Source organism: Arthrobacter sp. TmtSoilC51 (genome assembly GCF_055388015.1).
Map to the genome: position 1 here is coordinate 4,034,449 of NZ_AP035877.1, position 21,439 is coordinate 4,055,887.

The 21,439-nt window shown below is 55.7% G+C and carries 17 protein-coding genes; 5 read left to right on the top strand and 12 right to left on the bottom strand.

Annotation, left to right across the window (positions count from 1 at the left end; all coding sequences use genetic code 11):
• Positions 1 to 235 precede the first annotated feature (235 nt).
• Positions 236 to 1,723 carry a tyrosine-protein kinase domain-containing protein gene (locus ACZ5G6_RS18415; protein ID WP_498687133.1) on the top strand — a complete coding sequence of 496 codons (1,488 nt, stop codon included), beginning with the start codon at positions 236 to 238 and terminating at the stop codon, positions 1,721 to 1,723.
• Between the two features lie 951 nt (positions 1,724 to 2,674).
• On the opposite strand, the gene ACZ5G6_RS18420 is transcribed toward ACZ5G6_RS18415, so the two are convergent.
• The 9 genes from ACZ5G6_RS18420 to ACZ5G6_RS18460 form a co-directional block, all read right to left on the bottom strand.
• On the bottom strand, positions 2,675 to 3,283 hold the full coding sequence (locus ACZ5G6_RS18420) for a CatB-related O-acetyltransferase (RefSeq protein WP_498687135.1): 609 nt from the start codon (positions 3,281 to 3,283) through the stop codon (positions 2,675 to 2,677).
• Positions 3,284 to 3,296: 13 nt separating this feature from the next.
• Positions 3,297 to 4,526 carry a lipopolysaccharide biosynthesis protein gene (locus ACZ5G6_RS18425; protein ID WP_498687136.1) on the bottom strand — a complete coding sequence of 410 codons (1,230 nt, stop codon included), beginning with the start codon at positions 4,524 to 4,526 and terminating at the stop codon, positions 3,297 to 3,299.
• Between the two features lie 35 nt (positions 4,527 to 4,561).
• Positions 4,562 to 5,695 (bottom strand): Coenzyme F420 hydrogenase/dehydrogenase, beta subunit C-terminal domain, encoded by a 1,134-nt coding sequence (locus ACZ5G6_RS18430; protein WP_498687138.1) that lies wholly within the window; start codon positions 5,693 to 5,695, stop codon positions 4,562 to 4,564.
• A 78-nt stretch (positions 5,696 to 5,773) separates the two neighbouring features.
• On the bottom strand, positions 5,774 to 6,784 hold the full coding sequence (locus ACZ5G6_RS18435) for a polysaccharide pyruvyl transferase family protein (RefSeq protein ID WP_498691945.1): 1,011 nt from the start codon (positions 6,782 to 6,784) through the stop codon (positions 5,774 to 5,776).
• 65 nt (positions 6,785 to 6,849) lie between these two features.
• Positions 6,850 to 8,223, bottom strand: a complete 1,374-nt coding sequence (locus ACZ5G6_RS18440) for an O-antigen ligase family protein (protein ID WP_498687140.1) — start codon at positions 8,221 to 8,223, stop codon at positions 6,850 to 6,852.
• Positions 8,220 to 9,158 carry a glycosyltransferase family 2 protein gene (locus tag ACZ5G6_RS18445; RefSeq protein WP_498687142.1) on the bottom strand — a complete coding sequence of 313 codons (939 nt, stop codon included), beginning with the start codon at positions 9,156 to 9,158 and terminating at the stop codon, positions 8,220 to 8,222. The genes ACZ5G6_RS18440 and ACZ5G6_RS18445 overlap by 4 nt, the downstream gene beginning before the upstream one ends.
• Positions 9,159 to 9,767 carry an acyltransferase gene (locus ACZ5G6_RS18450; protein ID WP_498687143.1) on the bottom strand — a complete coding sequence of 203 codons (609 nt, stop codon included), beginning with the start codon at positions 9,765 to 9,767 and terminating at the stop codon, positions 9,159 to 9,161. It lies immediately after the preceding gene.
• A gap of 47 nt (positions 9,768 to 9,814) precedes the next feature.
• On the bottom strand, positions 9,815 to 10,909 hold the full coding sequence (locus ACZ5G6_RS18455; RefSeq protein ID WP_498687144.1) for a glycosyltransferase family 4 protein: 1,095 nt from the start codon (positions 10,907 to 10,909) through the stop codon (positions 9,815 to 9,817).
• A gap of 195 nt (positions 10,910 to 11,104) precedes the next feature.
• Complete coding sequence (locus tag ACZ5G6_RS18460; RefSeq protein ID WP_498687146.1) at positions 11,105 to 12,274, bottom strand: glycosyltransferase; 1,170 nt, start codon at positions 12,272 to 12,274, stop codon at positions 11,105 to 11,107.
• 403 nt (positions 12,275 to 12,677) lie between these two features.
• On the opposite strand from ACZ5G6_RS18460, the gene ACZ5G6_RS18465 reads away from it, so the two are divergent.
• The 4 genes from ACZ5G6_RS18465 to ACZ5G6_RS18480 all read left to right on the top strand — a co-directional run bounded on the left by ACZ5G6_RS18465 (position 12,678) and on the right by ACZ5G6_RS18480 (position 17,419).
• Positions 12,678 to 14,045: a sugar transferase gene (locus ACZ5G6_RS18465; protein WP_498691947.1), complete on the top strand. Its 1,368-nt coding sequence runs from the start codon at positions 12,678 to 12,680 to the stop codon at positions 14,043 to 14,045.
• A gap of 44 nt (positions 14,046 to 14,089) precedes the next feature.
• Positions 14,090 to 15,925, top strand: a complete 1,836-nt coding sequence (locus tag ACZ5G6_RS18470) for a DUF4012 domain-containing protein (RefSeq protein WP_498687147.1) — start codon at positions 14,090 to 14,092, stop codon at positions 15,923 to 15,925.
• A gap of 173 nt (positions 15,926 to 16,098) precedes the next feature.
• Positions 16,099 to 16,713, top strand: a complete 615-nt coding sequence (locus ACZ5G6_RS18475) for an LPXTG cell wall anchor domain-containing protein (protein ID WP_498687148.1) — start codon at positions 16,099 to 16,101, stop codon at positions 16,711 to 16,713.
• Positions 16,714 to 17,077: 364 nt separating this feature from the next.
• Complete coding sequence (locus ACZ5G6_RS18480; protein ID WP_498687150.1) at positions 17,078 to 17,419, top strand: VanZ family protein; 342 nt, start codon at positions 17,078 to 17,080, stop codon at positions 17,417 to 17,419.
• 14 nt (positions 17,420 to 17,433) lie between these two features.
• Here the strand turns inward: ACZ5G6_RS18480 and galU are convergent, their stop codons facing one another.
• From galU to ACZ5G6_RS18495, 3 genes are all read right to left on the bottom strand, one after another.
• Positions 17,434 to 18,327, bottom strand: coding sequence for a UTP--glucose-1-phosphate uridylyltransferase GalU (galU, locus tag ACZ5G6_RS18485; protein WP_498687154.1), 894 nt, complete (start codon positions 18,325 to 18,327; stop codon positions 17,434 to 17,436).
• A 192-nt stretch (positions 18,328 to 18,519) separates the two neighbouring features.
• Entirely contained in the window at positions 18,520 to 19,095 is a 576-nt protein-coding gene (locus tag ACZ5G6_RS18490; RefSeq protein WP_498687156.1) for a hypothetical protein, read from the bottom strand.
• A gap of 298 nt (positions 19,096 to 19,393) precedes the next feature.
• Positions 19,394 to 21,148, bottom strand: a complete 1,755-nt coding sequence (locus tag ACZ5G6_RS18495; protein WP_498687159.1) for an O-antigen ligase family protein — start codon at positions 21,146 to 21,148, stop codon at positions 19,394 to 19,396.
• Positions 21,149 to 21,439 lie beyond the last annotated feature (291 nt).

Sequence of the window (21,439 nt, forward strand, 5' to 3'; positions counted from 1 at the left end):
ACGTAGTCCTTGAAACAAAAAGCAGTAAATCTTCAATGCAAAGACACAACAGCTCTTCTGAATTCGTCTTGTCTCAGAATTGCGTATGCCGTTCTGGAAGGCGAAGTCGTTGACTTGTTACGCCGCACAGGGCGAGGGACCTGAGCCGAGTACACTTGCTATAACCATAGATATTGCCAGTCCTCGGGACATGCCATCAGGCAACTTTGGACCATGACACAGGGGGAACACCAGTTTGGACCTACGTGACTACTTGCGCGTCATGCGGCGCAATTGGATCCTAATTGTCGCGTCAACCTTAGTTGGGCTTCTAGTCGGCGGAGCTGCTTCCGTGCTGGCCAAGCCGACATATACGGCAGACACACAGCTGTTCGTAGCCATACAAAGTTCGGGTTCGGTCCTTGAACTGCAGCAGGGAAACACGTTCAGTCAGGCCAGGGTTCAGTCTTACGTTAAAACAGTCGGATCACCGGCTGTACTCCAACCTGCGATTGACGATCTCGGCCTGGACGTGACCGCTGAGGAGCTCGCTACACGTGTGAAGGCGAGCTCGGAGGTCAACACTGTTTTGATCGACATCACTGTGGTGGACCAATCACCTGTGCAAGCGGCGGCGATAGCCCAGGCAGTCGCAAATAGCCTGATTCGAGCCGTTGATTCATTGGAGCGGCCCAAAACCGGAGGGACCTCGCCCGTAGGACTTTCGATTATCAAACCGGCGAAGGCTCCAGCCTCCCCGTCCGCTCCGAACACACGAATCAACCTTCTGGCCGGTCTGGCGGTGGGACTTGCATTGGGAATCGCCGGTGCACTCGTGCGGACCACATTGGACAATAGGATCCGTGGTGAAGCGGACCTCCGGCGAGTAACAGATTCGCCACTACTCGGCGGAATATCGTTCGATCAGGAGGCCTCCAAGAAACCACTTCTGACCCAGTCTGCTCCACAAAGTCCTCGGTCGGAGTCCTTCCGTCAGCTAAGGACGAACCTGCAGTTTGCCAATGTTTCGGGACATGCAAGATCTGTTCTAATTACGTCCTCGCTGCCGGGCGAAGGCAAGAGCACGACCGCAACGAATCTTTCGATTGCCTTGGCACAGGCCGGACTCTCAGTTTGTCTGGTCGACGCAGACCTCCGGCGCCCCATGGTCAACGAGTACTTGGGACTTGACCGAAACGCAGGTCTTACTACTGCACTGCTGGGGACATCTGACGTCAACGACTTGTTGCAGCCATGGGGTGAAGATAACCTGTTTGTCCTCACTTCTGGGCAAATCCCCCCAAACCCCAGCGAATTACTCGGATCCGATGAAATGAAACACTTAATTTCTCGGCTTGAGCAATCCTTCGATACGGTAATCATTGACGCACCGCCCCTGTTGCCAGTGACAGATTCTGCAGTACTTTCGCAGCATGTTGGAGGAGTGGTCGTCGTGGCCGGTTCCCAGAAGCTTCGCTATCAAGACCTTGAAAAGTCGCTCGCGGCTCTGGCCATGGTTGGTTCGAACGTACTGGGCATTGTTCTCAACCGGCTTCCAACAAAGGGACCCGACTCATACTCGTACACGTACTACAGCCACGAAGACCTGCACAAGAACTCTTCAGTCACCGAGCGGACTGGATCACAGCAGTCGCGCCGGCGCTCGGCCGACGGATCAAAAACCAAGTCAGGCGACCGTTCAGCGCAAGTCTTTCCAGGAGAACGAGTCGGCGGGCGCTCCTGAGTGCGTTTTTGCAGCCAGCCTTGCGAAAGAATCCGGGTCAGGGGCGTTCCAAAACTGAAGCGGACTTTCAATTAGTTCGTTGTGGATCCCCCTAATCAGACGGGCCCCACTCAAATTCTGGGCCTCACGTCTAGGTCTAAAGGCTTCGGGGTGTTAGAAAGGCAACCGGCTTATGGACAGGACTTCAAAAGCGTTCCCGCATCACTAGGGAATCCAACATGGTCCGTCGTCCTAGTCCGCTGAAATCTTTGTCATTGCCAACCAAGGCATCGGTCACTTCAGGAGTGGAGCGCGGCTCCACGCCTGACCATGTGCATCCGCGGGTGCCAGACCAGACCGCGTCCTCTACGACTGTCGTCTTCACGGAGGACTCAGATCGCCGAACGAGCGCAACACGAACTTTGAAAACGGGTGGTGGAGATTCGTCAACGACCCGGTCCCGGAACCGGCCGGTGGACCGGACAGCGCGGGACCTGGGCGGCGGACTCGTAGAACCAGAGCCGCGGGCAGGCTGCTTCCTCGCGGTGCCAGCGGTACTTGGATCAGAACACTTCCACGCGCCAGCGACAGGGATGTCCCGGATCCGTGCTGGAAGCGCTTCCTTCCGCCGGGGCGCGACAACGCCGCAATTGGGGGGAGCCCGGTGGCTGGTCGGTTTCGACAATGACCTGGCAGCGCCCGTCAGCCAGCTTGCCGTTGCAGAGGAGGCGGTAGTCGGGCAGGTTTGAACATGCTGATGGCAGCGTCGGCCGCTACAACGATAGCCTCAGTCAAGGCTCGTGGCCCCGTTCCTGGTTGAACGCTACACACTCCTCCCTGCAGGACCACGGGCCCCTCTTTTTAGCTACGACACAGAATCATTTCCCACGAAGCACCGAGAGTCGCATTGCGACGACTTACATCTTGAAGCACTTTCCATGCGTACGCAACAAGAGCCAGGGGGCTCCATCGCTAGCCGGCCAAAACATCCCGGAGTATTTCCTCCGGCAGACGGGCCCAAAACGCATGGTGGCGGGTCTGCTCCCGTTCCTCTTCGCTTAGGCGCTCTCCTATAATCCGGGCGGGATTGCCCACAACAATACTGAAAGCAGGGACGTTCTTGGTTACTACTGCGCCCGCCCCAATCACGGCGCCAGTTCCCACTTTTGTACAGCCCGGAAGAATGATCGCACCCGCACCGATCCAAACATCATCGCCTATTTGGCACTCGGTGCGTTCGACATCCCGTTCCGGTCCGACCAAACCCAACTGAGGGTTATAAAAATACGGATGCAGGGAAATACTGTCCAGAGGATGGGCGGCCCCGAACCTACGGACGTTCGGCCCAATTGATACGTAGGACCCAATAACAAGTCCTCGATCGGCCATGCCTGGCACAAGAAGGGATCCATAGCTGTAGTTTCCGGCTGCGACTCCATGATATTTCAACAAATAGTCCCGAAGGGAAAGCGATAACATTTGCCCGCCTTCGAGTCGAACGGCGACCCCCAAAACCAAGCGGCCAATTCGACCGGATCCAAATCGGCGAACAAATGGGCGAATAAACGTTGCTTTCATCATACGGGCTCCTAGCTTATAACTTCCCAAAGAATATTTTCAGAGTTCGGTTTACATCGCAAATCCTAGGAATCATTTGACTGAAACCGATACCCAAACCGGAAGCGGTAATTATCACTAGCACAAGATTGGCAAGAATCACAATAGCGATCGCGGCCGACATTCCCCACAATGGCAAGAACAGTGGAAACCCGCAAACAACGACCGCCAAGGCACTCGTGTTTCCGACGAACATAACTCGACCGCGTCCCATTGCGTTTAGAATTCCAGTCTGGACGGATGCAACAACACCGAGAGCAACAACCGGCACTAACCACAAAACCAGTGCCACTGCTTCGGAAAATGCAGGGCCAAAGACGAGATTAACAAACAAAGGTGCCAATGCAGCCACAGCCAAACTCGACATGGCTCCAAGTATCCATCCGGATCTGACAGCCTCCGCGATTAGTGTTCGCTGCCCGCGTCGTACTGCTGTGGCGATAGAACCGAAATAACTAGCAGCCAGTGCTTGGCTCAGGGACAGCGGTGCTATCACAACCGATGCGGCTACTGAATACATTCCGACGGAGACTGCCCCCAAAAGTGGGAGCATTAGCACTTGGTCCAATCGCCGAAGGCCCGCCTCCGCGATGCTACTTCCCGCATAAGCCCTGCTTTCCCTCAGCAAGGCTTTCATCGACAGCCGGGGGCCTCGCAAACCAACTCGGAGTCGAAGCCAGGAAAATATTGTCGTTAGGATTGTTGAGCATCCATAAACGATCAGTACGTTCGTCGTCGAGATAACTCCCAGTCCCCACAGCGCAATAATTCCAGCTACCATAACGAATGGCTGAATTAGGAATACAAGGGTCACTGCAAAAAAGTCCGACCTCACAACAAATACCGAGACGTCGATCATCCAGGAGACTACTAGAGGCGAAAGCAGCAGAATAACGTCGGCGACCAACGCCACGTCGGTGGAAAAGCTGGAAAACAACGTGCCGTGGAGAATCAGCGTTAGCACTATTGTCGGCACAAAAAGAACCAGGCAAAGACCCCTAGCAGATCGTACGACAGTCTCTTCGCAGCCAAGAGCGACCATTCGTCGAACGCCCAAATGAAGACCAAACGACAGAAGCACGGGTGCCAGTCCAAAAACGGCAATTGCGGTGGCCGTCTCACCTCTGCCTTCCGGTCCAAGAAATCTTGCGATGAGGGGAACTGTGATAAACGACAGAACGGTCGCAATTAATCGCCCCATCGCCATGAGACTCGGGGTATTCCAACGAGAAAACTGGGAGGTCATCTGCCGCGGAGCGTTCGCAAAAACGTGCCGATCGTTGCTCGCACATTCAGTCGGATGGACGATAACGCCAGGCGAGTCAACCTGAATCCGCGGTATCGAGGGACTCGCCGCCCCGCCAGGAGTCGCCCAGCAAGCCGACCGGCCATGGATATTCGACGGATCCGTTGTAGTGGCTGAATATTCATAAGTGAATCAAGTTTCGCTGGAGCTAGGTTCAAAACGCCAGCCGCCGCACTTTCCTGCACGATTCTAAGACCCCGCGCCGTGCGGGCGATTACTATCGAGTTGCCTTCGGAATCACTAAACGTTGGATAACCTTTCGCATCCGTCTCCCAGTAGTCACCCACTGAAATATCAGCAAACTCACCTGTCCCGTCGACGCAGAGCTTGCACCGCCACTGGAGGTTGCGGCCCAGATGCTTACCCCAAGAATCGTCGTACGAGACTTGGCCCACTTCGCCGAACTCATCCTCAAATGTGAAGTATCCCGGCCAGCCATTACCGCGGTATCGAAGCGATTTTATGTTTTTAGGTTCCGCCCCCATGTTCCTGATCAGGGCTTCTGTAGCGAGCTGGCTAGGGGTCCCGGCACAGAAGAACGACAGCCGCACTGGTCCAGAGTCTGAGGATGCATCGTCCATTTGAGAGGCGGCATAGGCCTCACATGGTTTGCCGATAAAGACCCCGGCACCATCCGCCTGGTCATATTGAGAAGCATTGGCCACCGGCGCATACCGCGAACCCGACGCCGCGATCGCTTCCGCCTTTGACATGATGCTGACGGGAACGCTTCGAGAAGGTGCACCCACCTTAGCGCCAACACCAATGACTCGACTTGCCTGATTTGATTCAAGCAACCAAACACTTAGGGCAGTCAGCACGCCCCCGCTGCTGCCGCTAAATCGAATGGCATCGTCCGATGCATACCCTGTCCAAACGCCATAATATCGCCCGAAAACAGGATGTGACATCGGCGCCGAAAGCTGGCGTCCATCTACTCCGACACCTGGACAGATTCGACGGAACTCTCTGGCAAGTTGCCCGTCATCGCTCTGCGATGACGGCGAGTCGACCGTCGGCCTTAGAAAGCCTTCATCATTGAGCGAGAGCGATATGGATGAATCGATCAAAGCACACGCGCCGCACCCGCTGCACATGCCACTATCGATAACCTGACCGACCGCCTTTTCCAACTTCGACGGAGTCACTTAGTTCCACCCCGCCCTGAGACGCTCTACAACTGCTTCCAACTTTGACTCAGCCCGTTCATTTAAGGCCCCAATCCGTTGACGGGAATCTCCCTCAACGGACATATGGTCCATCGTCGCGGCCACTGGATCCTTTGAAGTCGCCAAGTCGACGACCTGTTCCCAACCAAGGTCGTCGAGGAGTGGAGCGAACTTCCGAGAGTAAGCCCATGCGACAGCTGGTGTACCCACAGACAAGCCGTTCAGGCAAGCATGCATCCGCGAACCGACGACCACTTCGGCCGACGCAAGCATCTGTCGGACATATTCAAGGTCACGAGGAATGACGTAGGAGGTGCTGCCACCGTAGAGCTCGTTCAGAGCCGGAAATATTCGACAATCGTTATCTGCTGAGGGACTGTCAAGCACGTGTGCGAGGAAGGTAACTGATCGCCCATCTGCCAAGAGTTGATCAACCAGCCGCTTAATCGATGTTTGGTAGGCAGCGGAATCGCCGTGGCGACTTGAATCCCACAGTAATCCTGACACGTTTACTACCACACCATTTCTGGACCTATGGCGAGGCTTATCCAACGCAAAAACAACATCCGTTGCAGTCAGGCTCACTGGTGCGCCAATAGTCCTGGAGTACTCCGCGCTCTTCGAGTCCCTTGCGACAGACATCACGCTAGAAGTTAGCATGGATCGCCCAATCCACTTCGCCGCCGGCGACGAGAAAGGGCCGATGGTCTGAGGCCCGATGATCAACGGGACTCCCGCCCTGCGGCAAAGGATATGAACCTGCTGCATCAGTGCAAGTCGCTTCAACCCGTAGATATCGCTAAAGCTATCGCCGCCGCCTATGTCCACAACGACGTCGTAGCCCTTGATGAATCGTGCAAGCGGTCCACGGGCGCCCACTAACTCCCTGGCTAGGTGGCGCCCAGAAAGACCGATTCCTGCGGCATTTGTTGCATCCGCCAAGCTGTCTACAACAATGCCCGGATAAGCCCGCTTCAGTAGCACCTCCATACCTTTGGCCAATACCCTCACGCCTAGATTAGGCGACTCTTCATCAGCCCAAAGAACAAGTGCCTTCACTTTTGAAGTCCTCCATATACCATTTTTGAATTGAGTTGCTTGTCAGCTCCGGCCTGGTTGTCGTCCCCGGCTATTTTGCCACTTACCATGGCAATCGATAACCACGCATATTGGAACCACAAGAAGTTCGTAAATGCAGCACAAATGCCAATTGCAACAAAAACGGCTAGACCCTCGCTCCGTCGTTCGGTTTCTCTCCACAACACGAAGAACAATCCCAAGAATAATGCAAGTCCAATAAATCCAGAGTCATAGAGCAATGTAACCCACAGAGATCCCAAGTATGCTGGACCACGTCCGGTGGAGTCCATAGTGTGATATTGGGAGAACGAATTGGCACCGAGGCCCACCCACCAGGAATCCCATGTACTGAGATCGCTAAAAGCAACTTCAAAATTGTCGATTCGATATGCTCCTGTACCGGAGTCCGACTCGAGCAGGTTCAGGAGGCGATGCGTGATCTCCTTTCCAAGAAAGCCAGCTGTCGTGAGGGTAGACAACAGAAAAGGCGCGCAAACACCCGTCACACCGAGTACACCACCAATGGCAACCGATCGGGGTGATCCCCGTTTGGCAACATTCAGTAAGCCGAGAGCGGCAACGGCCAGGAGCGCAAGCCAAGCAGATCTTGTGCCGGCGAATAGTACACCAACAACAATTACGAATGCGGCAATCCTCTCCACACGCCCAAGAGAACGGCGCCAGAAATACAATACCGCCAGCCAGACAACAGCCTGACTAGCATAGATGTTGGGTTCAAAAGAAAATCCCTGCAGCCGGCCACTTATTGGGCTGACTCCAGGTATCCCAGATATTCCAATTGCATAAGCAGAATACGCAATCAGACCCAGCAACGTGACTCCGGCAAAGACAATTGATCCTGCACGTACGAGCGGCCACTTGGACCTAGGGGAAACTATAAAGGGCAGCAACCATGCGACACCAAGGGCATACTGTAAGACTATCCATAGGCTGGCTGGCGGTTTGGGGCTACTCAAAGACACAAGGCCATTCCATAATATGAAGGCGGAAGCGAAGCTGATCAACGCCGCACTCGGACGACCAAGCCTAAATGGCAACCCACGGCGCAGTTGGTAGACCATAATGAAGAACACTGGAATGGTCAGATGCTCAGGTCGGACACTAATAGCCCCTAGATCCAAAGACATTCCGTTAAAGGTCGCCCCCATAAAGACTATTGTCCAACTCGCAGTCATCCCTGAGCAGGCAACAAGTAGGATCCCGGCGACAAGGATGATCAAGCACAGCTCTGATAGGCCTGCGGGGAGAGTTGCATACAGTACTGCTGCAACAAAGGTGCCAAGCAGGCCGAGGAGCAGGGCAGTGGATGAGGGCTTAACAGTTATCATTTCGCCTTGAGGACCGCAGTACAGAAGGCCCTGAACCTTCGAGATTCATGGCGCCACGCTTGATGTTCTGTCGAACGAGCAGCTTTAAGTGAGTAGTAGCCAGCTCGTGACGCCAAGCCCACTGCAACGACCAACTTCCAGACAGTGCTGGAGGCTCGGTTCGGACTCAAGTCATCCCTGTAGAACTGCCAGAGATTGACGATCCAGTCCGGCTTCATGGACTTTGGCTCAGATGTGCCGGTCCCCGTGTTGTGACTAACCTGAATTCCCGGGACGAGTCTTATCCTGTAGCCGGCGACCGCAACACGAAAGCAAAACTCTATATCCTCCGCATACATGAACCATCGTTCAGTCATTCCGTCCACGGCTTCCCAAATTGTCCTGGGAATCGCCAAGCAGGCACCTGTCGCCCATTCAACGTCCCGATCCGACCCAGCTTGATGCGGGAGCAGATAGTGACCTTCGAGGAAGTTTGGGCCCGCCAAGCGGGAAAGACCTGAATAATGCAGAAACATCCGTCTCAAGTGCGGCATACGCCCCGCCGAAACAACCTTGAGGCGTTGTTCCGGGTGAACGATCATCGGAGCCAAAACAGCTTCAGGGTTCTCAGAACTGAATTTGATAAGTTGCTCGAAGGCTAATGCGGTTCCAACGGCGTCAGGGTTTAGCAGGATCACTGTCGAACCTTTGGAAGCACGCACGCCAATGTTGACAGCTTTGGCGAATCCCTCGTTATTAGCATTTTGAATAACTCTGACACCGGGCACTACGGCTCTGCAGATATTTAAGGTGGCATCAACCGAATTGTTGTCGACAATGATCACCTCGTGTCCTCCGTCGACCAAAGCGGCCAGTGGCTCCAAGCAGCGCCCAACAACCTCGGCACTGTTGTAGGTCACTATAATGAATGACGCAACTCGATTGTCAGCCGTCACTTATCGGCTCCCTATCACTTTGGCTGGCACTCCAGCGACAATACTTCGGTCGGGCACGTTCTTAGTCACGACAGCTCCAGCTGCGACTACAGCACCATCCCCGATAGAGACTCCGGCCAGCACGACCGCGTGTGCTCCAATCCAGACGTCGTTCCCAATCTGGACAGACTGCCGAACGTGACCTTGCGAGCGTATCGGGATGTCAGGATCCTGAAATTGATGATTTTCTGAATAGATTGCTACAAATGGTCCCAGAAGTGAATCCTTACCAATCGTGACCCCGCCGCCGCCATGAATTACATTGAACGCCCCAACCGATGCGCCGCTACCTATAGATATTCCCTCGCCAACACTTCGAATAACCGCACTTCCCAGAAGTGAGGCGTTGCGGTCAATCGTAACGCGATTACCCAAGTTGACCCCATTTCGGGAAATCGCATTAATCGTGACACCGTCGCCAATACTGCAACCTTTTCCGATCTTCAGCGATTGACGGCCAAGAATTCTTGTCCCCGAACCCAGGAATGTCTTGGCACGCAGACGTATGATTCCACGCATTCCCTGCACGCCTTTACCGGCCGCAAAATATGCAAGATCGCTAGTAGACACGCTGGGATCCAAGCCGTCGCTGTCTCGGAGGCGCCGATATATTCGATTTAGGATGCGCCGCATGTCAAAAGTCCTTCCGCATTCAAGGTGTGCCTCATGTTTCTGACCACTTCAGTCCAGTTGTACTTTGCTTGCGCCCGGCTGAAGCGTTCTGCCTGCCCTGCCGGGACCCCATCAGCCGTCAACTCGACGAGATGGCAAAGCGCCTCGGAAATGCTGCGCGGGATTCGAGGGTTAAAATATATGTGGGCCAGGTCTATTTCGCGAAAAACTTCTATATCACTCGCAGCCGTCGGAATTCCAAAGTTCGCGGCTTCAAGCAGCGGAAGGCCGAAGCCTTCATCGAGGCTCGGAAACACGAAACCGGCTGCACCACTATAAAGGTCGCGAAGTTCCGAGTCACCTATACCACTCATGAACCGGATGGAAGTCGATTTATGCGCAATGTCTCCAGCTTTACCGTTTGGTTCACCGACCACGACTAGGTCGAAGTTACGTTCAACTGAAGGGGTGCTTTCGAATGCCTGGATGAGCGCTCGAAGGTTTTTTCTAACATTTAGGCGACCTACGGTTAGCAGGTAAGGCTTGATTTCCGGTTTTGGACGCCGCTCACCCACATCTCCACTCGCGATCCACGAAGGCATTCCGAGTCCAACTGCGTGGGTCTTATGTTTTGTGCCTGCGAAGTACCTTTGGATTCTTTTGGACTCCGTCGTAGTTGATGTGAGAACCAGATTAGCTGCTCGGATAGACAACGTGGCTAAGTTCAGATAAAGTCGCTCTTTTGTCGTGAACCACTCCGGATACTGTCTAAAAATACCATCATGAAGGAAGGTTGCTTTGATCGCTCGATGTGGGATGATCGGCGTGAAATTCTGACTGATCACGGCGTCAACGTCGTCCGGTATGCGCATCCCTGCGACAGCTAATGCGTGTATCGGTGCCCGCGTCGCGCGAAGAGTCATTCCGCGGTCCCTGACAAAGTCCATGTCTTCGACCATGACCCGATCGGCTTCCGGAACCAACAAACTGATATGGTCTTCAGGAAACTCTTGGCTCCAGGCCTGGACGATCTCTCGTACAACTGTTTTTCCAGAGGGGGGGCCTTTGACGAGCCAGTATGCGTCAAATAGCAACTTCATAGTTTCACCACACTGTTTTGTAGGTTTATAGCAAAGCTGAAGTTCGATGGATCCATCGTGCTCATGTCATTGAGTGCCACGTTGGGGGTGACCTCGGTAATCTTCCATCGTGCTATCGAGATCTGGGCGCAGACTGCCTCGAACTCTGCGGCGCCCTTACACTAAATCAAAAGTGTTCCTGATGCTGAATCTCACTTACCGGTTGGCTCTTACGCGCGAGCTGAGTCGTTCTCGCAGGCTGACGACGTAGTCTGGCAGTTGTGCTAGTAAGGCCCGTTCGTATGCGTCGCAGACTCCGGGCCAGGAATAATGAGTTTCGGCACGCTCAACAATTGGCGTGATGTCAGCGGTTTCGGCCTGCCGCATCGAAGCGTCCAGTGCTTTCGCAATCTCACCCGAGTCTGGCTCGACGAATATCCCCGTGTCAGCGAGAACTTCCCTGTTGTACACGGTGTCCCTCGCCACGATGGGCGCCCCACAAGCCATTGCCTGGACCAATGCTGGGTTCGTCCCGCCAACGCTGTGACCATGGAAGTACACGCCCGCATGCTGCCAAAGCGAATGAAGCCTGCGATCATCGCTGAGGTGCCCCAACCAAGAAACATTGGCATGTTGCTCGGCGAGTTCCCTGGCCTTGGCATCAAGCTCCCCGCCGTAGCCGGACGAGCCCACAATGACGACAGGATACTTTTCAGCCAGTGTCGCGGCCGCATCAAAGAACTCCTCAATCGTGTTCTCGGGAACGAAGCGTGCAACCGCCAGTATGTAGCCCCTGTGGGTAAGGCCCTCGTCGACGGGGAGCTTGCCGGGGATGTCTCCACCATACGGAACAAACCTAGACTGCCTGCCGAAATCGAGTTCCCAGCGCTCAGCAATTGCAGTTGCATCAGCAATAAGTTCAGTCGCTGTCAAAGCCGTAAACCTAGCCCCGAGGCGGAACACGAATTTGGCAAGACGGCCCCATTTGGCGCGCTCCCACTCTATGCCGTCTACGTTAACAACGGTCGGAATGCCCCGAAGTCGCAACAAGGGTAACCAGAATCCATTAGCAACGTTCATGACCAGGGCCACATCCGGTTTGACGCGTAGGGCATGCAGTACCGCAGTGAGACCGAACGACAAAGTGCTCAGAGACGAGGTCTCGACACCGCGCGTTTCCACTGTCTTCACGCGTTCGTCGTTTGTTGGATCCGCTGGCTTAGTCGCTCCAGGCCGGCCATAGACGGTCACATCCCATCCGTTGCCGGCCAGATGAGGTGCAAGTCTGCGAACTGCAGTTTCGAATCCTCCATAGTAACTCGGGTACCCGCGCGTACCAATGATTGCGACCGAACGTCGGACAGGTGATCCAGTTTCTAGTTCCATTTTCCCCACTTTCAAATGGCCTCTCACATGCGAACTGAACCAGGTATGTCAGACCGTATGACGCCCATAGCTGACAATCATGACTAATCATACGTTTTGCTGGCGCTCATTCCGCCATGTGACGCTTCTGCCATGCAGGACGCTAGGCCAACCCCGTGATTTGGCCTAGCGTCGTCCGCCTCGAGGCGCTAAATTAAGCTGATGTGAAGGTTCTATCCCAGATCGTAGGCTGAAGGAAACAAGCGATCAGAATTGCCTTGGTTTGTCGAAGCAGTTGTATCCTGACGGCGGGGGCCTCCCAAGCGAAGCGAATTCACGTTAATGGGGATGATAATTGGGGACCGGATCTGGTTGGAGGCCGCGCACATCGCGGCTCCTGAAGTTTGTTGATGCGTTTGTTATCTTGTGGGCCGTATCAGGAGCATACGTACTACGTTTCGGCGTTGAGACAGACTTCTTACTTACAAGTCAAGAACCGAACTACTTTTGGCTTTCAGTGGCATTGGCAGCCGTCTGGTGGCTCATGCTGGGGGCCTGGAATAGCAGGCAGAGTCGCATCCTCGGATCGGGACCCGACGAATACAAGAGAGTTGCAGCTGCATCATTGTGGCTCTTCGGACTCATTGCCATTTTCTCCTACGTTTTCAGGTTCGAAACGGCACGGGGCTATGTGGGCATCGCCCTTCCTGTTGGGCTCGTTGGCCTCCTTCTTGCGCGCTGGCTTCTGCGACAGCATTTGAGTCTTGCCCGACAGAACGGCGGGAGCATGTCCAGGCTCCTTTTGTTGGGTGGTCCAAGCGCGGTCGCCCATCTCGCTGCTTCCCTCTATGGCGCGAAACACGCTGGGTATTTGCCCGTCGCCGCATATATGCCAGGTGCTCGAGACCAGCCCGCCATCGAGCCGAATTCGGGCTTGCCTATACTAGGGTCCGGGACGGACACGGTCGCCGTCCTCGAAGCAATCGACGTTTGCCGAGCCGATGCTGTAGCAGTCTCAGCTGGCGTCCAACTGCACCCACAGACGATTCGGCACCTGGGATGGGAACTCGCAGCCCGCAATGTCGGACTAATCATGGCCCCTGCGCTGACGGACATTGCAGGCCCGAGAATCCACACCCAGCAGGTTGCGGGCCTCCCGCTGATTCATGTGACAACTCCGACGCTGGAGGGTGGGCAACGAGTCGCAAAACGCCTTTTCGACATAGTTGTTTCACTTGTGCTAATTGTCTTGGTTTCTCCCCTGATGGGAGCTATCGCGCTCTTGGTAAGGCTCGATAGTAAGGGGCCTGTCTTGTTTAAGCAGAACCGCGTTGGTATGGAAGGCAGTCATTTCCAAATGCTGAAGTTCCGCTCCATGGTCGTGGATGCCGAGGCCCGCCTCACGGAACTGCAAGACCGCAACGAAGGCAAAGGCGTTCTATTCAAGATCAAGGATGACCCTCGAATTACTAGAGTTGGAAATATCTTGCGCAAATACAGCTTGGACGAGCTTCCCCAACTGTTCAATATCCTAGGTGGTTCCATGAGTCTGGTTGGACCGCGTCCGCCCCTTCCACGCGAAGTAGAAGCATATGAACATGACGTTCGTCGCCGACTCTTGGTCAAGCCAGGGCTGACAGGTCTTTGGCAAGTGAGTGGGCGTTCGAATCTCTCATGGCAGGACTCCGTGCGGCTCGACCTCTACTATGTAGAAAACTGGTCCCTGGCTGGCGATCTGGTGATTATCCTGCGGACCGTTAGGGCAGTGTTTCACAGTACGGGTGCCTACTGACCGACAAACCTGAGTCGAATACTGAAAAAGAGGTTATGGCGGCTATGTCCCCGAAAACTAAGAGCAAATCCGCTCGTTCCACACGAAAGCTTCAACAACGCCTCAAGTTGGCAGGTATCTGGATCGCGGCGACTGTCATTGTGCTCCTCGGCGCTACGGCTTGGATTGGATCGAAAGCAACAATCATTAGGTCGGAACTGCAAGCCGGCACAGCGCTGCTCCCAGCGCTCAAAACGCAGATTGCTGCCAATGACGCCATCGCAGCCGCGGGAACAGTTGAGTCACTCGTTCAGCACACGCAGTCGGCCCGCGAAGCCGCCAGCGATCCCGTATGGAAGGCAGCGTCAATCCTGCCTTGGCTGGGATCCAACCTGCAAGCTGCCAGTGAAGTAGCAGCATCTGCCGACGATGTTGCTCGGCTCGGAGCCGTTCCACTGGTAAGGGCATTTGAGTCGCTTGACTGGAAAACCCTTACTCCCAGCTCAACAGGCATGGATCTAAAGCCACTGCAGTCTGCAGCACCAAAAGTACAGGCGGCGGCATACACGGTTAGAGAATCGGTACAGCGTCTAAACGACATAGAAGTTGACAGTCTCCTTCCACAAATTTCGGGTCCACTTGTTGACGCAAGGGAGAAGTTGTCCTCCCTTCAGAAGGATCTGGATTCTGCAGCAGCAGTATCCAAACTTGCCCCGGGCATGTTGGGTGCCGATAGTCCACGACGCTACCTACTTCTGATGCAGAACAACGCGGAGGCCCGGGCGACTGGTGGGATCCCAGGCGCCCTGGCAGTCCTCACTATTGACAAAGGAAATTTGAGCTTAGACTCTCAAACGAGCGCCACGGCGCTCGGAGTATTTTCACCGCCAGTGCCAATCGATTCCGAACAGCAGAACATATACTCCGGCCGGGTCGGCAAATTCATGCAAGACGTCAACCTCACACCGGACTTCGCAACGACAGCCAGCACCGCTCGCACCATGTGGGAGAAAAGTACCGGAGAGCGACTTGATGGTGTCCTATCGCTTGATCCGGTTGCGCTGAGCTTCATATTGGATGCAACTGGCCCTGTACAGGTGTCCGATCCTGCACTTCAGCAGATTGGAAGCAAGCTTCCCGCGCAGCTGACTGGAAAAAATGTGGTGCAGACTTTGCTATCTGATGCTTACGCGAAGATCGAAGACCCCCGACAACAGGACTTGTACTTCGCTGGAACAGCAAAAGAAATTTTTGCCGCTCTCTCGACCGGGAAGTCCGATCCCAAGAAACTAATGGAAGCCGTCTCAAAAGGCGTTGAAGAGCGCCGTATCATTCTGTGGTCAGCGTCCGATGATGAACAAGCCACCATAGGCCAATACACACTAGGCGGCCTGGTATCTGGTGGCGCCGTATCTCCGGCTCAGTTTGGTGTCTATTTTAACGACGGCACCGGGGGTAAGATGGACTATTGGATTCGGCGGACCGTCCAGGTTGTGAGGGACTGCACTCGCGATGGATATCGGGAGATTACTGTCCGTGTTACGAACACAAATACCGCACCAACTGATGCTGCTAGATCTCTGCCTGCGTATGTGACCGGCGACGGTGCATACGGCGTTCCTGCCGGAACAGTACAAACCAACGTCGTCGCCTATGGCCCGGCGCAGTCTAATATTGACACAGTTGTCAAGGACGGCAGAAAAATCCCGTTTGCGGCGCAGCGTCACGACCAGAGGGCTGTCGGAACAGCCACTGTCCAAGTCACACCAGGCCAGAGCACCACCGTTGAGTTTAATTTCGGCCATATCGTCCAGCATGCCGAACCCGACTTAGTTGTCACGCCCACAACTCAACCGGTCAAGGATGTGGTCCTTACCGCACAAATGACCCCTTGTGAATAGGACAAGACGAGCTCGTTAACCTTTTGTAACGGGTTTGGATTTTCTTTGCTGAGACTACCACTGAAATGGTAAGTTCTAGTTGGGCAACACATGAGATTTCGTTACGGTCGCTCAGGGCTGCGGAAATCTCCAACACACACGTGGTAACCAAAACGGGTCTCAGGGGGACACACATGAAGAAATCTCTTGCAGCGCTTACGCTCGCAGGCTCCATAGCACTTGTCGGCGCAGTTCCGGCCGTGGCAACCAACTACCCAGCACCGAACTCCAGCGTTGCAGTTTCCGACGCATCGGTAGCACCGGGCGAAGCATTTACTTTCAGTGGCACAGGTTTTACTCCGGGTGAAGGCATTACCATTACTGTCACGCCGACTGGCACACCGGCAGCTAGTGGTGGCAGCGTTTCTGCCGGCAGCCTCTCCGTCTCAGGCCGCATTCCGCTTGCACCCTCGACGCTCGGTGCAGTCGCCGATGGAAACGGCGCTTTTGCAACGCCGATTGTCATCGACACTCCGGGTGCATATGCCCTGACTGCTAGGGGCAACTCGTCAGGCCACACTGTTGGTCCTGTCACGGTGGTAGTTGGAGGCACCGCCCTTTCCAACACCGGCGGAAACTCCGGCACGGGAACGGGTCTTGCGAACACTGGCGGCGTTCCGCTGGCAAACACTGGCGCTGACTCCAGCCTGATCCTGTGGTCCCTCGTGGGCGCAGGTGCGTTGGCAGCCGGTACCGCATCCGTGGTAGTCGCCCGCCGCCGCGCCAAGAACACTGAGGCTGCTGCCTAAGGCACCACGCTTCAAAACCAGGGTGGCTTGTCGACGGAGATTGTTTCGTCGACAAGCCACCCTTTTCTATTTTCGCGTTCCTGATCCAAGACCTTCTGTGGTATTCATATGATCATGGGGCGACATTGGCGTAGGCGACGGTGGCATTTCGAGCTACGTTTGCCGGCGTACCGGGTACCGACTCTGCCCCAGGAATTTCCCCAATACGTTCTCTTGGCACTGCTGGCAGTTGCCGCCGCCAGCGTCAGCGCTTGGGCACTTATCCGTACTTCCTGAGGTGCAATTGAAAAACACACTCCCCTGGCGGATAGCTTTGGTTGCATATTTGGGGGGCTTGGCTGTTGTGGGTTTTTGGCCTTCTCCAGTGGACCAACCTATCCAAGGTACCCTCGCGACGTTGTTGAATTTTCTGCATCGGCACGGCGTACCGTCTTGGTTCGACTACCACGTGGTGGAATCCTCGGCGAACGTAGTTATGTTCATTCCCCTCGGAATCTTTGCCGCTATGGCCTTCCCAACACGAGCCTGGTGGGTCATCGTTGGGCTTGGAATCATAGTTTCCACATGCATGGAGCTTGGGCAATTACTGTTCATTACAGCCCGCTTTTCAAGCGTGGTTGACGTTGTCATGAACACACTTGGGACTGTCATTGGCGTCGCAGCAGTGCTGTTGGTTGCCCGGAGGAGCCGCACAAAATTCGCCTAGTCCCAGCGCAATTCCTAACCGATGAAGCCCTTCATCCAAGTCTTTAGATCCTCACCGAATTCAGGGCGCTCAGAGGCCAGAGTGATTACGGCCTTCAGGTAGCTGAGCTTGTCTCCGGTATCGTAGCGCCGACCGCGGAAGACTACGCCATAGACACCTGAGCCTTCGCCCTCCCCTGCGGCGAGAGTTTGTAGGGCGTCAGTCAGCTGAATCTCTCCGCCACGGCCGGGCCCAGTGTTCTCCAAGACGTCGAAGACAGCCGGGTGCAGGACATAGCGTCCAATAATCGCAAGGTTGGACGGCGCATCTTCCACTTTGGGCTTCTCAACCAAGCTGTTGACGCGGACATAGCCTTCACCGTCAATGGAAGAGATGTCGGCACAGCCATAGGCGCTAATCTGTGCTGGCTCCACCTCAATCAGGGCAACCACCGAGCCGCCAGTCTTCTGTTGAACTTCCATCATTGTGGTCAGGAGTTCGTCGCGTTCATCGATAAGGTCATCTCCGAGCAGAACCGCAAATGGTTCATCGCCCACGTGCTGGCGAGCACAAAGCACAGCATGGCCCAAGCCCTTTGGTTCACCCTGGCGAACGTAGTGGATGGGCCCAAGCGCTGATGCGTGTTGGACGGCATCCAAGCGCGCTTGGTCGCCCTTAAGCTCCAAGGACCGTTCAAGTGCCGGGGTCCTGTCGAAATGGTCTTCCAGCGCCCGCTTGCTTTGGCCTGTGATCATGAGGATGTCGGTGAGTCCGGCATTTACAGCTTCCTCGACCACATACTGGATGGCTGGTGCGTCCACAACCGGCAGCATCTCCTTCGGCATTGCCTTGGTAGCGGGCAAGAAACGCGTTCCCAATCCAGCAGCCGGGATTACAGCTTTGCGCACAATATTCCCCCATGTCGTCATGAGCAAACCCTATAAAGCCCTTACGGGAATTACGAAATTTGATATACGTATATTAGTTAATAGCTCTGAGAGTGTCTACCGTTTTTTGATTCAGGAGAGGCGCATCAACATCGTAGGTCAAAGCCAGGGGCAGGTGCTTTCCGGTTTCCCGGAAAACACCTGCCCGTGTGAAGATGCGTTACGTGTCTGGAATTAGGCCTTGGCATCCTTACCGCGGCGGCGAATTACCGCTGCGGACGCTGCGCTGGCGGCCAGGGCGCCTGCACCAACAAGCGACCACATGACCAGACTGGAATCGCCAGCGCTGTTGGCCTGACCGGTTGCGCCAACGGCAGTAACGCTGGAAGCGCCAGTGAATCCGGAGCTGCCCTTGCCTCCTCCGTTGCCTGAATTGACAGTGATGGCTGCCCAGCGCGTGTTGCCGGACGTGGCGCCGACGGCGCTGATCGTGTACCGACCACCATCCGTGAAGGTGATGGAGGTGGAGAAAGCGCCGGTGCCGTCAGCAATAACGCTGAAGCTCGACGGAGCGGGCCGCTCGCCGGACGCATCCTTCTTGCCGCCGGTCCGCTCGAACGAAACATTGATTGTTTCGCCGGGGATGTAGCCAGTACCGGCGAAAGTGATGGATTCGCCGGCAGCGATGGTGCCGTCGGAAACGGTGCCCTGCTCGTTGCCCGGCGCCGGGTAGGTGGTGGCCACGGCCGGAGCGGTTCCAGCCAGTGCGATTATGCCTGCGAGTGCAAGCGCTGCAATAGATTTCTTCAATTGTCCCCCCTGAGACGAATTACGATATTCATGTGATGTTGCGGATGCAGATCCCCCATGGAATAGCGTTCCGAAATCCCAGCTGTCTCTCCAGGGACGACGATATCATTCAGGGCCTGCTCACAGCAGGGGTACTTAACAGTAGTTACAAAGGGTTAACCTGCGGTCTATCTGATCGACTCGCAGCCTGAAGTCACAGACTTGCCGGTTTATCGACTGGTTTTTGACAGAAGACTTGCTGCAAATGACAAGCTCGCATGCGCATCTGTCAGTAAGGCTGTCCAACGCCGTCGTACGCTTACGGACTGAGTATCTCAGCGCGTTCCAAGGCAGCCTGAGCGGCCCCATCGTCCCCCAGCCGCTGATAGATCGCCGAGAGAATGCGCCAAGGTTCCTCCATCGTCGGATCGAGACTGGCTGCCTTTTGAAGGTCATCAATGCTCTCGGCCGTACGTCCAAGTCCGAAATTCGCGACGCCACGCTGCACGAAGAGACTCGTCGAAGAAGGCGCCTCGGCCAGCAACTCGTCCAGCAGTTCCTTTGCATTATCCAGTTCGCCGCTGTAGATGTAGCCGATTGCAAGGGCAAGACCGGCCTCTTGGGATTGCGGTGTAACCTCCCGCGCCAAGCGCGCCCATTCAACTGCATACTGGGCTGAGAGCTGGTCCCCCGTTGTTGCAGGCCCGTCAAAGGCCTGGGCGGCGAGCAATGCCGTATCGCTGTCCCACGGCCTAAGACTGTGGCTCAGTTGAAAGGCCTGTTGCGCCCGTGCAGGGTCGCCGGACCGGGCAGCTTGGGCGCCGGAGCTCATTGACCACTCCGCAAGGGTGGCAGGAATCGCCACGGCCAGGCACACGCACGCGAGGACGATCCCTCCGACGCGCGGAAGCAGGGGGCCGAACCTCGTTATCGACGTAGCGGCTGGTCTGACTGGGGTGGACGCAACTGGGACTCTGTCGCGCCCCACCAGTCCACCGCACAGCAACGCCACCAGCGCGATGGTTCCAATGGACGTGAAATGAGTCAGGAGAGCAATCCAGTACGCCAGAATGGCAACGCCCGTCACCAGCAGATAGCGCTTGAGCTCGGGATTTTGGGTCTCCATGAGGCGCGCCCGGAACAACCACATGGCGGTCCCCGCGCAGGCCAGTGCAAGAAGAAGCAACGGGACACCGCCCGCGGCCAAAGCTTGCAGGATCCAGTTGTGTGGAGAGTCGGTCGGGAAGGTGTCGCCAACGCTTCGGGCCCAGTCGTCATTCAGGAATGCCGGCAACCCATCCACAAAGCCGCTTGGGCCAACACCGGATAGCGGATGGCCGCTTATCAAGGCAAGGCTTCTTTCCCATAGGAGCAAGCGCCCGTCAACGGTTCCGGCAGAGAGCAACCGCTCCCGCGTGGTCGGGACCATGAGCACGGCAACCGCAAGGCCGGCAATGGCTGCGGCGGCACCCAAGCCCGCCTTGAGTCCTGTCCACAATCGGCTCCTCATCCACAGGATCGCGGCATGCAACGCAACTATTGCGAGCCCCACAAGAGCCGCTCGCGACCCAGAGAGGAGGACGACGGCGGCGCTGGCCGCCAGCCCTGCGCGCCGCAGCCACAATTGCCAGCCCTGCTCCGAGGAAGACGGTGCGGACAGGACTCCCGCGATGATGAATCCGATGAGCCCCTGATCCGTTGCGTTGCCTAAAGTGGCACCGGGACGGTCATCCAAGCCGCCACCCAAAGGGCGCAGGCCAAGGGACTCCACGGCGGAAATGGCAAATAGGGGAAGAGAAACGGCGGCCAAGGAAAGGCGCAGGGTCTTCCATTGAGGAAGGGATCCGCTTCCGCCCAGCACCTTGGCGCCCACCAGGAATACGGCCAAGTACAAGGCGAGAGTAAGAAGGCCCTCGTACCGCGGCCACCGTCCGACAAGACTGGACCAAGGACTCCCCGACAGGGACATCGCGATCAGGATCCACAGCGCAAGGGAAAAGACGAGGATCTTTAGCAAGCGTGGAACTTGGGCGCCGACTGGCGAAAGAACACCGAAGAGAACGGCCAATATCATTACCGCGATTTTGATCCAGACGAATCTGAAGAGTCCGCCGGGCTGAAACGCCAGAATGGAAAGGGCCGTCATCACGAGACACAGCCCAGGAAGCCGCGAGGCTGCAACGGAAGTGCGAAGCTGACTCTTATTTTTGCCCACAGTCTTCCCCAATGTTTCCTTCTCTATTAAGCAAACTGCGCAGCGCCCCAAGAATGTGCCTTCTCATTCGACACCTGTGCACGGCGAAAGGTGCTTAGCTGCACATCCAAACTTCAGAATGGAGGAGCGGCAGTTCCCCGCCAAAGAATA

Coding starts and splice junctions, on each gene's coding strand:
- ACZ5G6_RS18420 (WP_498687135.1), bottom strand. CDS start 3,283: ATGATGAAAGCAACGTTTATTCGCCCATTTGTTCGCCGATTTGGATCC.
- ACZ5G6_RS18425 (WP_498687136.1), bottom strand. CDS start 4,526: ATGGCGATGGGGCGATTAATTGCGACCGTTCTGTCGTTTATCACAGTT.
- ACZ5G6_RS18435 (WP_498691945.1), bottom strand. CDS start 6,784: ATGGAGGTGCTACTGAAGCGGGCTTATCCGGGCATTGTTGTAGACAGC.
- ACZ5G6_RS18440 (WP_498687140.1), bottom strand. CDS start 8,223: ATGATAACTGTTAAGCCCTCATCCACTGCCCTGCTCCTCGGCCTGCTT.
- ACZ5G6_RS18455 (WP_498687144.1), bottom strand. CDS start 10,909: ATGAAGTTGCTATTTGACGCATACTGGCTCGTCAAAGGCCCCCCCTCT.
- ACZ5G6_RS18460 (WP_498687146.1), bottom strand. CDS start 12,274: ATGGAACTAGAAACTGGATCACCTGTCCGACGTTCGGTCGCAATCATT.
- ACZ5G6_RS18470 (WP_498687147.1), top strand. CDS start 14,090: ATGTCCCCGAAAACTAAGAGCAAATCCGCTCGTTCCACACGAAAGCTT.
- ACZ5G6_RS18475 (WP_498687148.1), top strand. CDS start 16,099: ATGAAGAAATCTCTTGCAGCGCTTACGCTCGCAGGCTCCATAGCACTT.
- galU (WP_498687154.1), bottom strand. CDS start 18,327: ATGACGACATGGGGGAATATTGTGCGCAAAGCTGTAATCCCGGCTGCT.
- ACZ5G6_RS18495 (WP_498687159.1), bottom strand. CDS start 21,148: ATGATATTGGCCGTTCTCTTCGGTGTTCTTTCGCCAGTCGGCGCCCAA.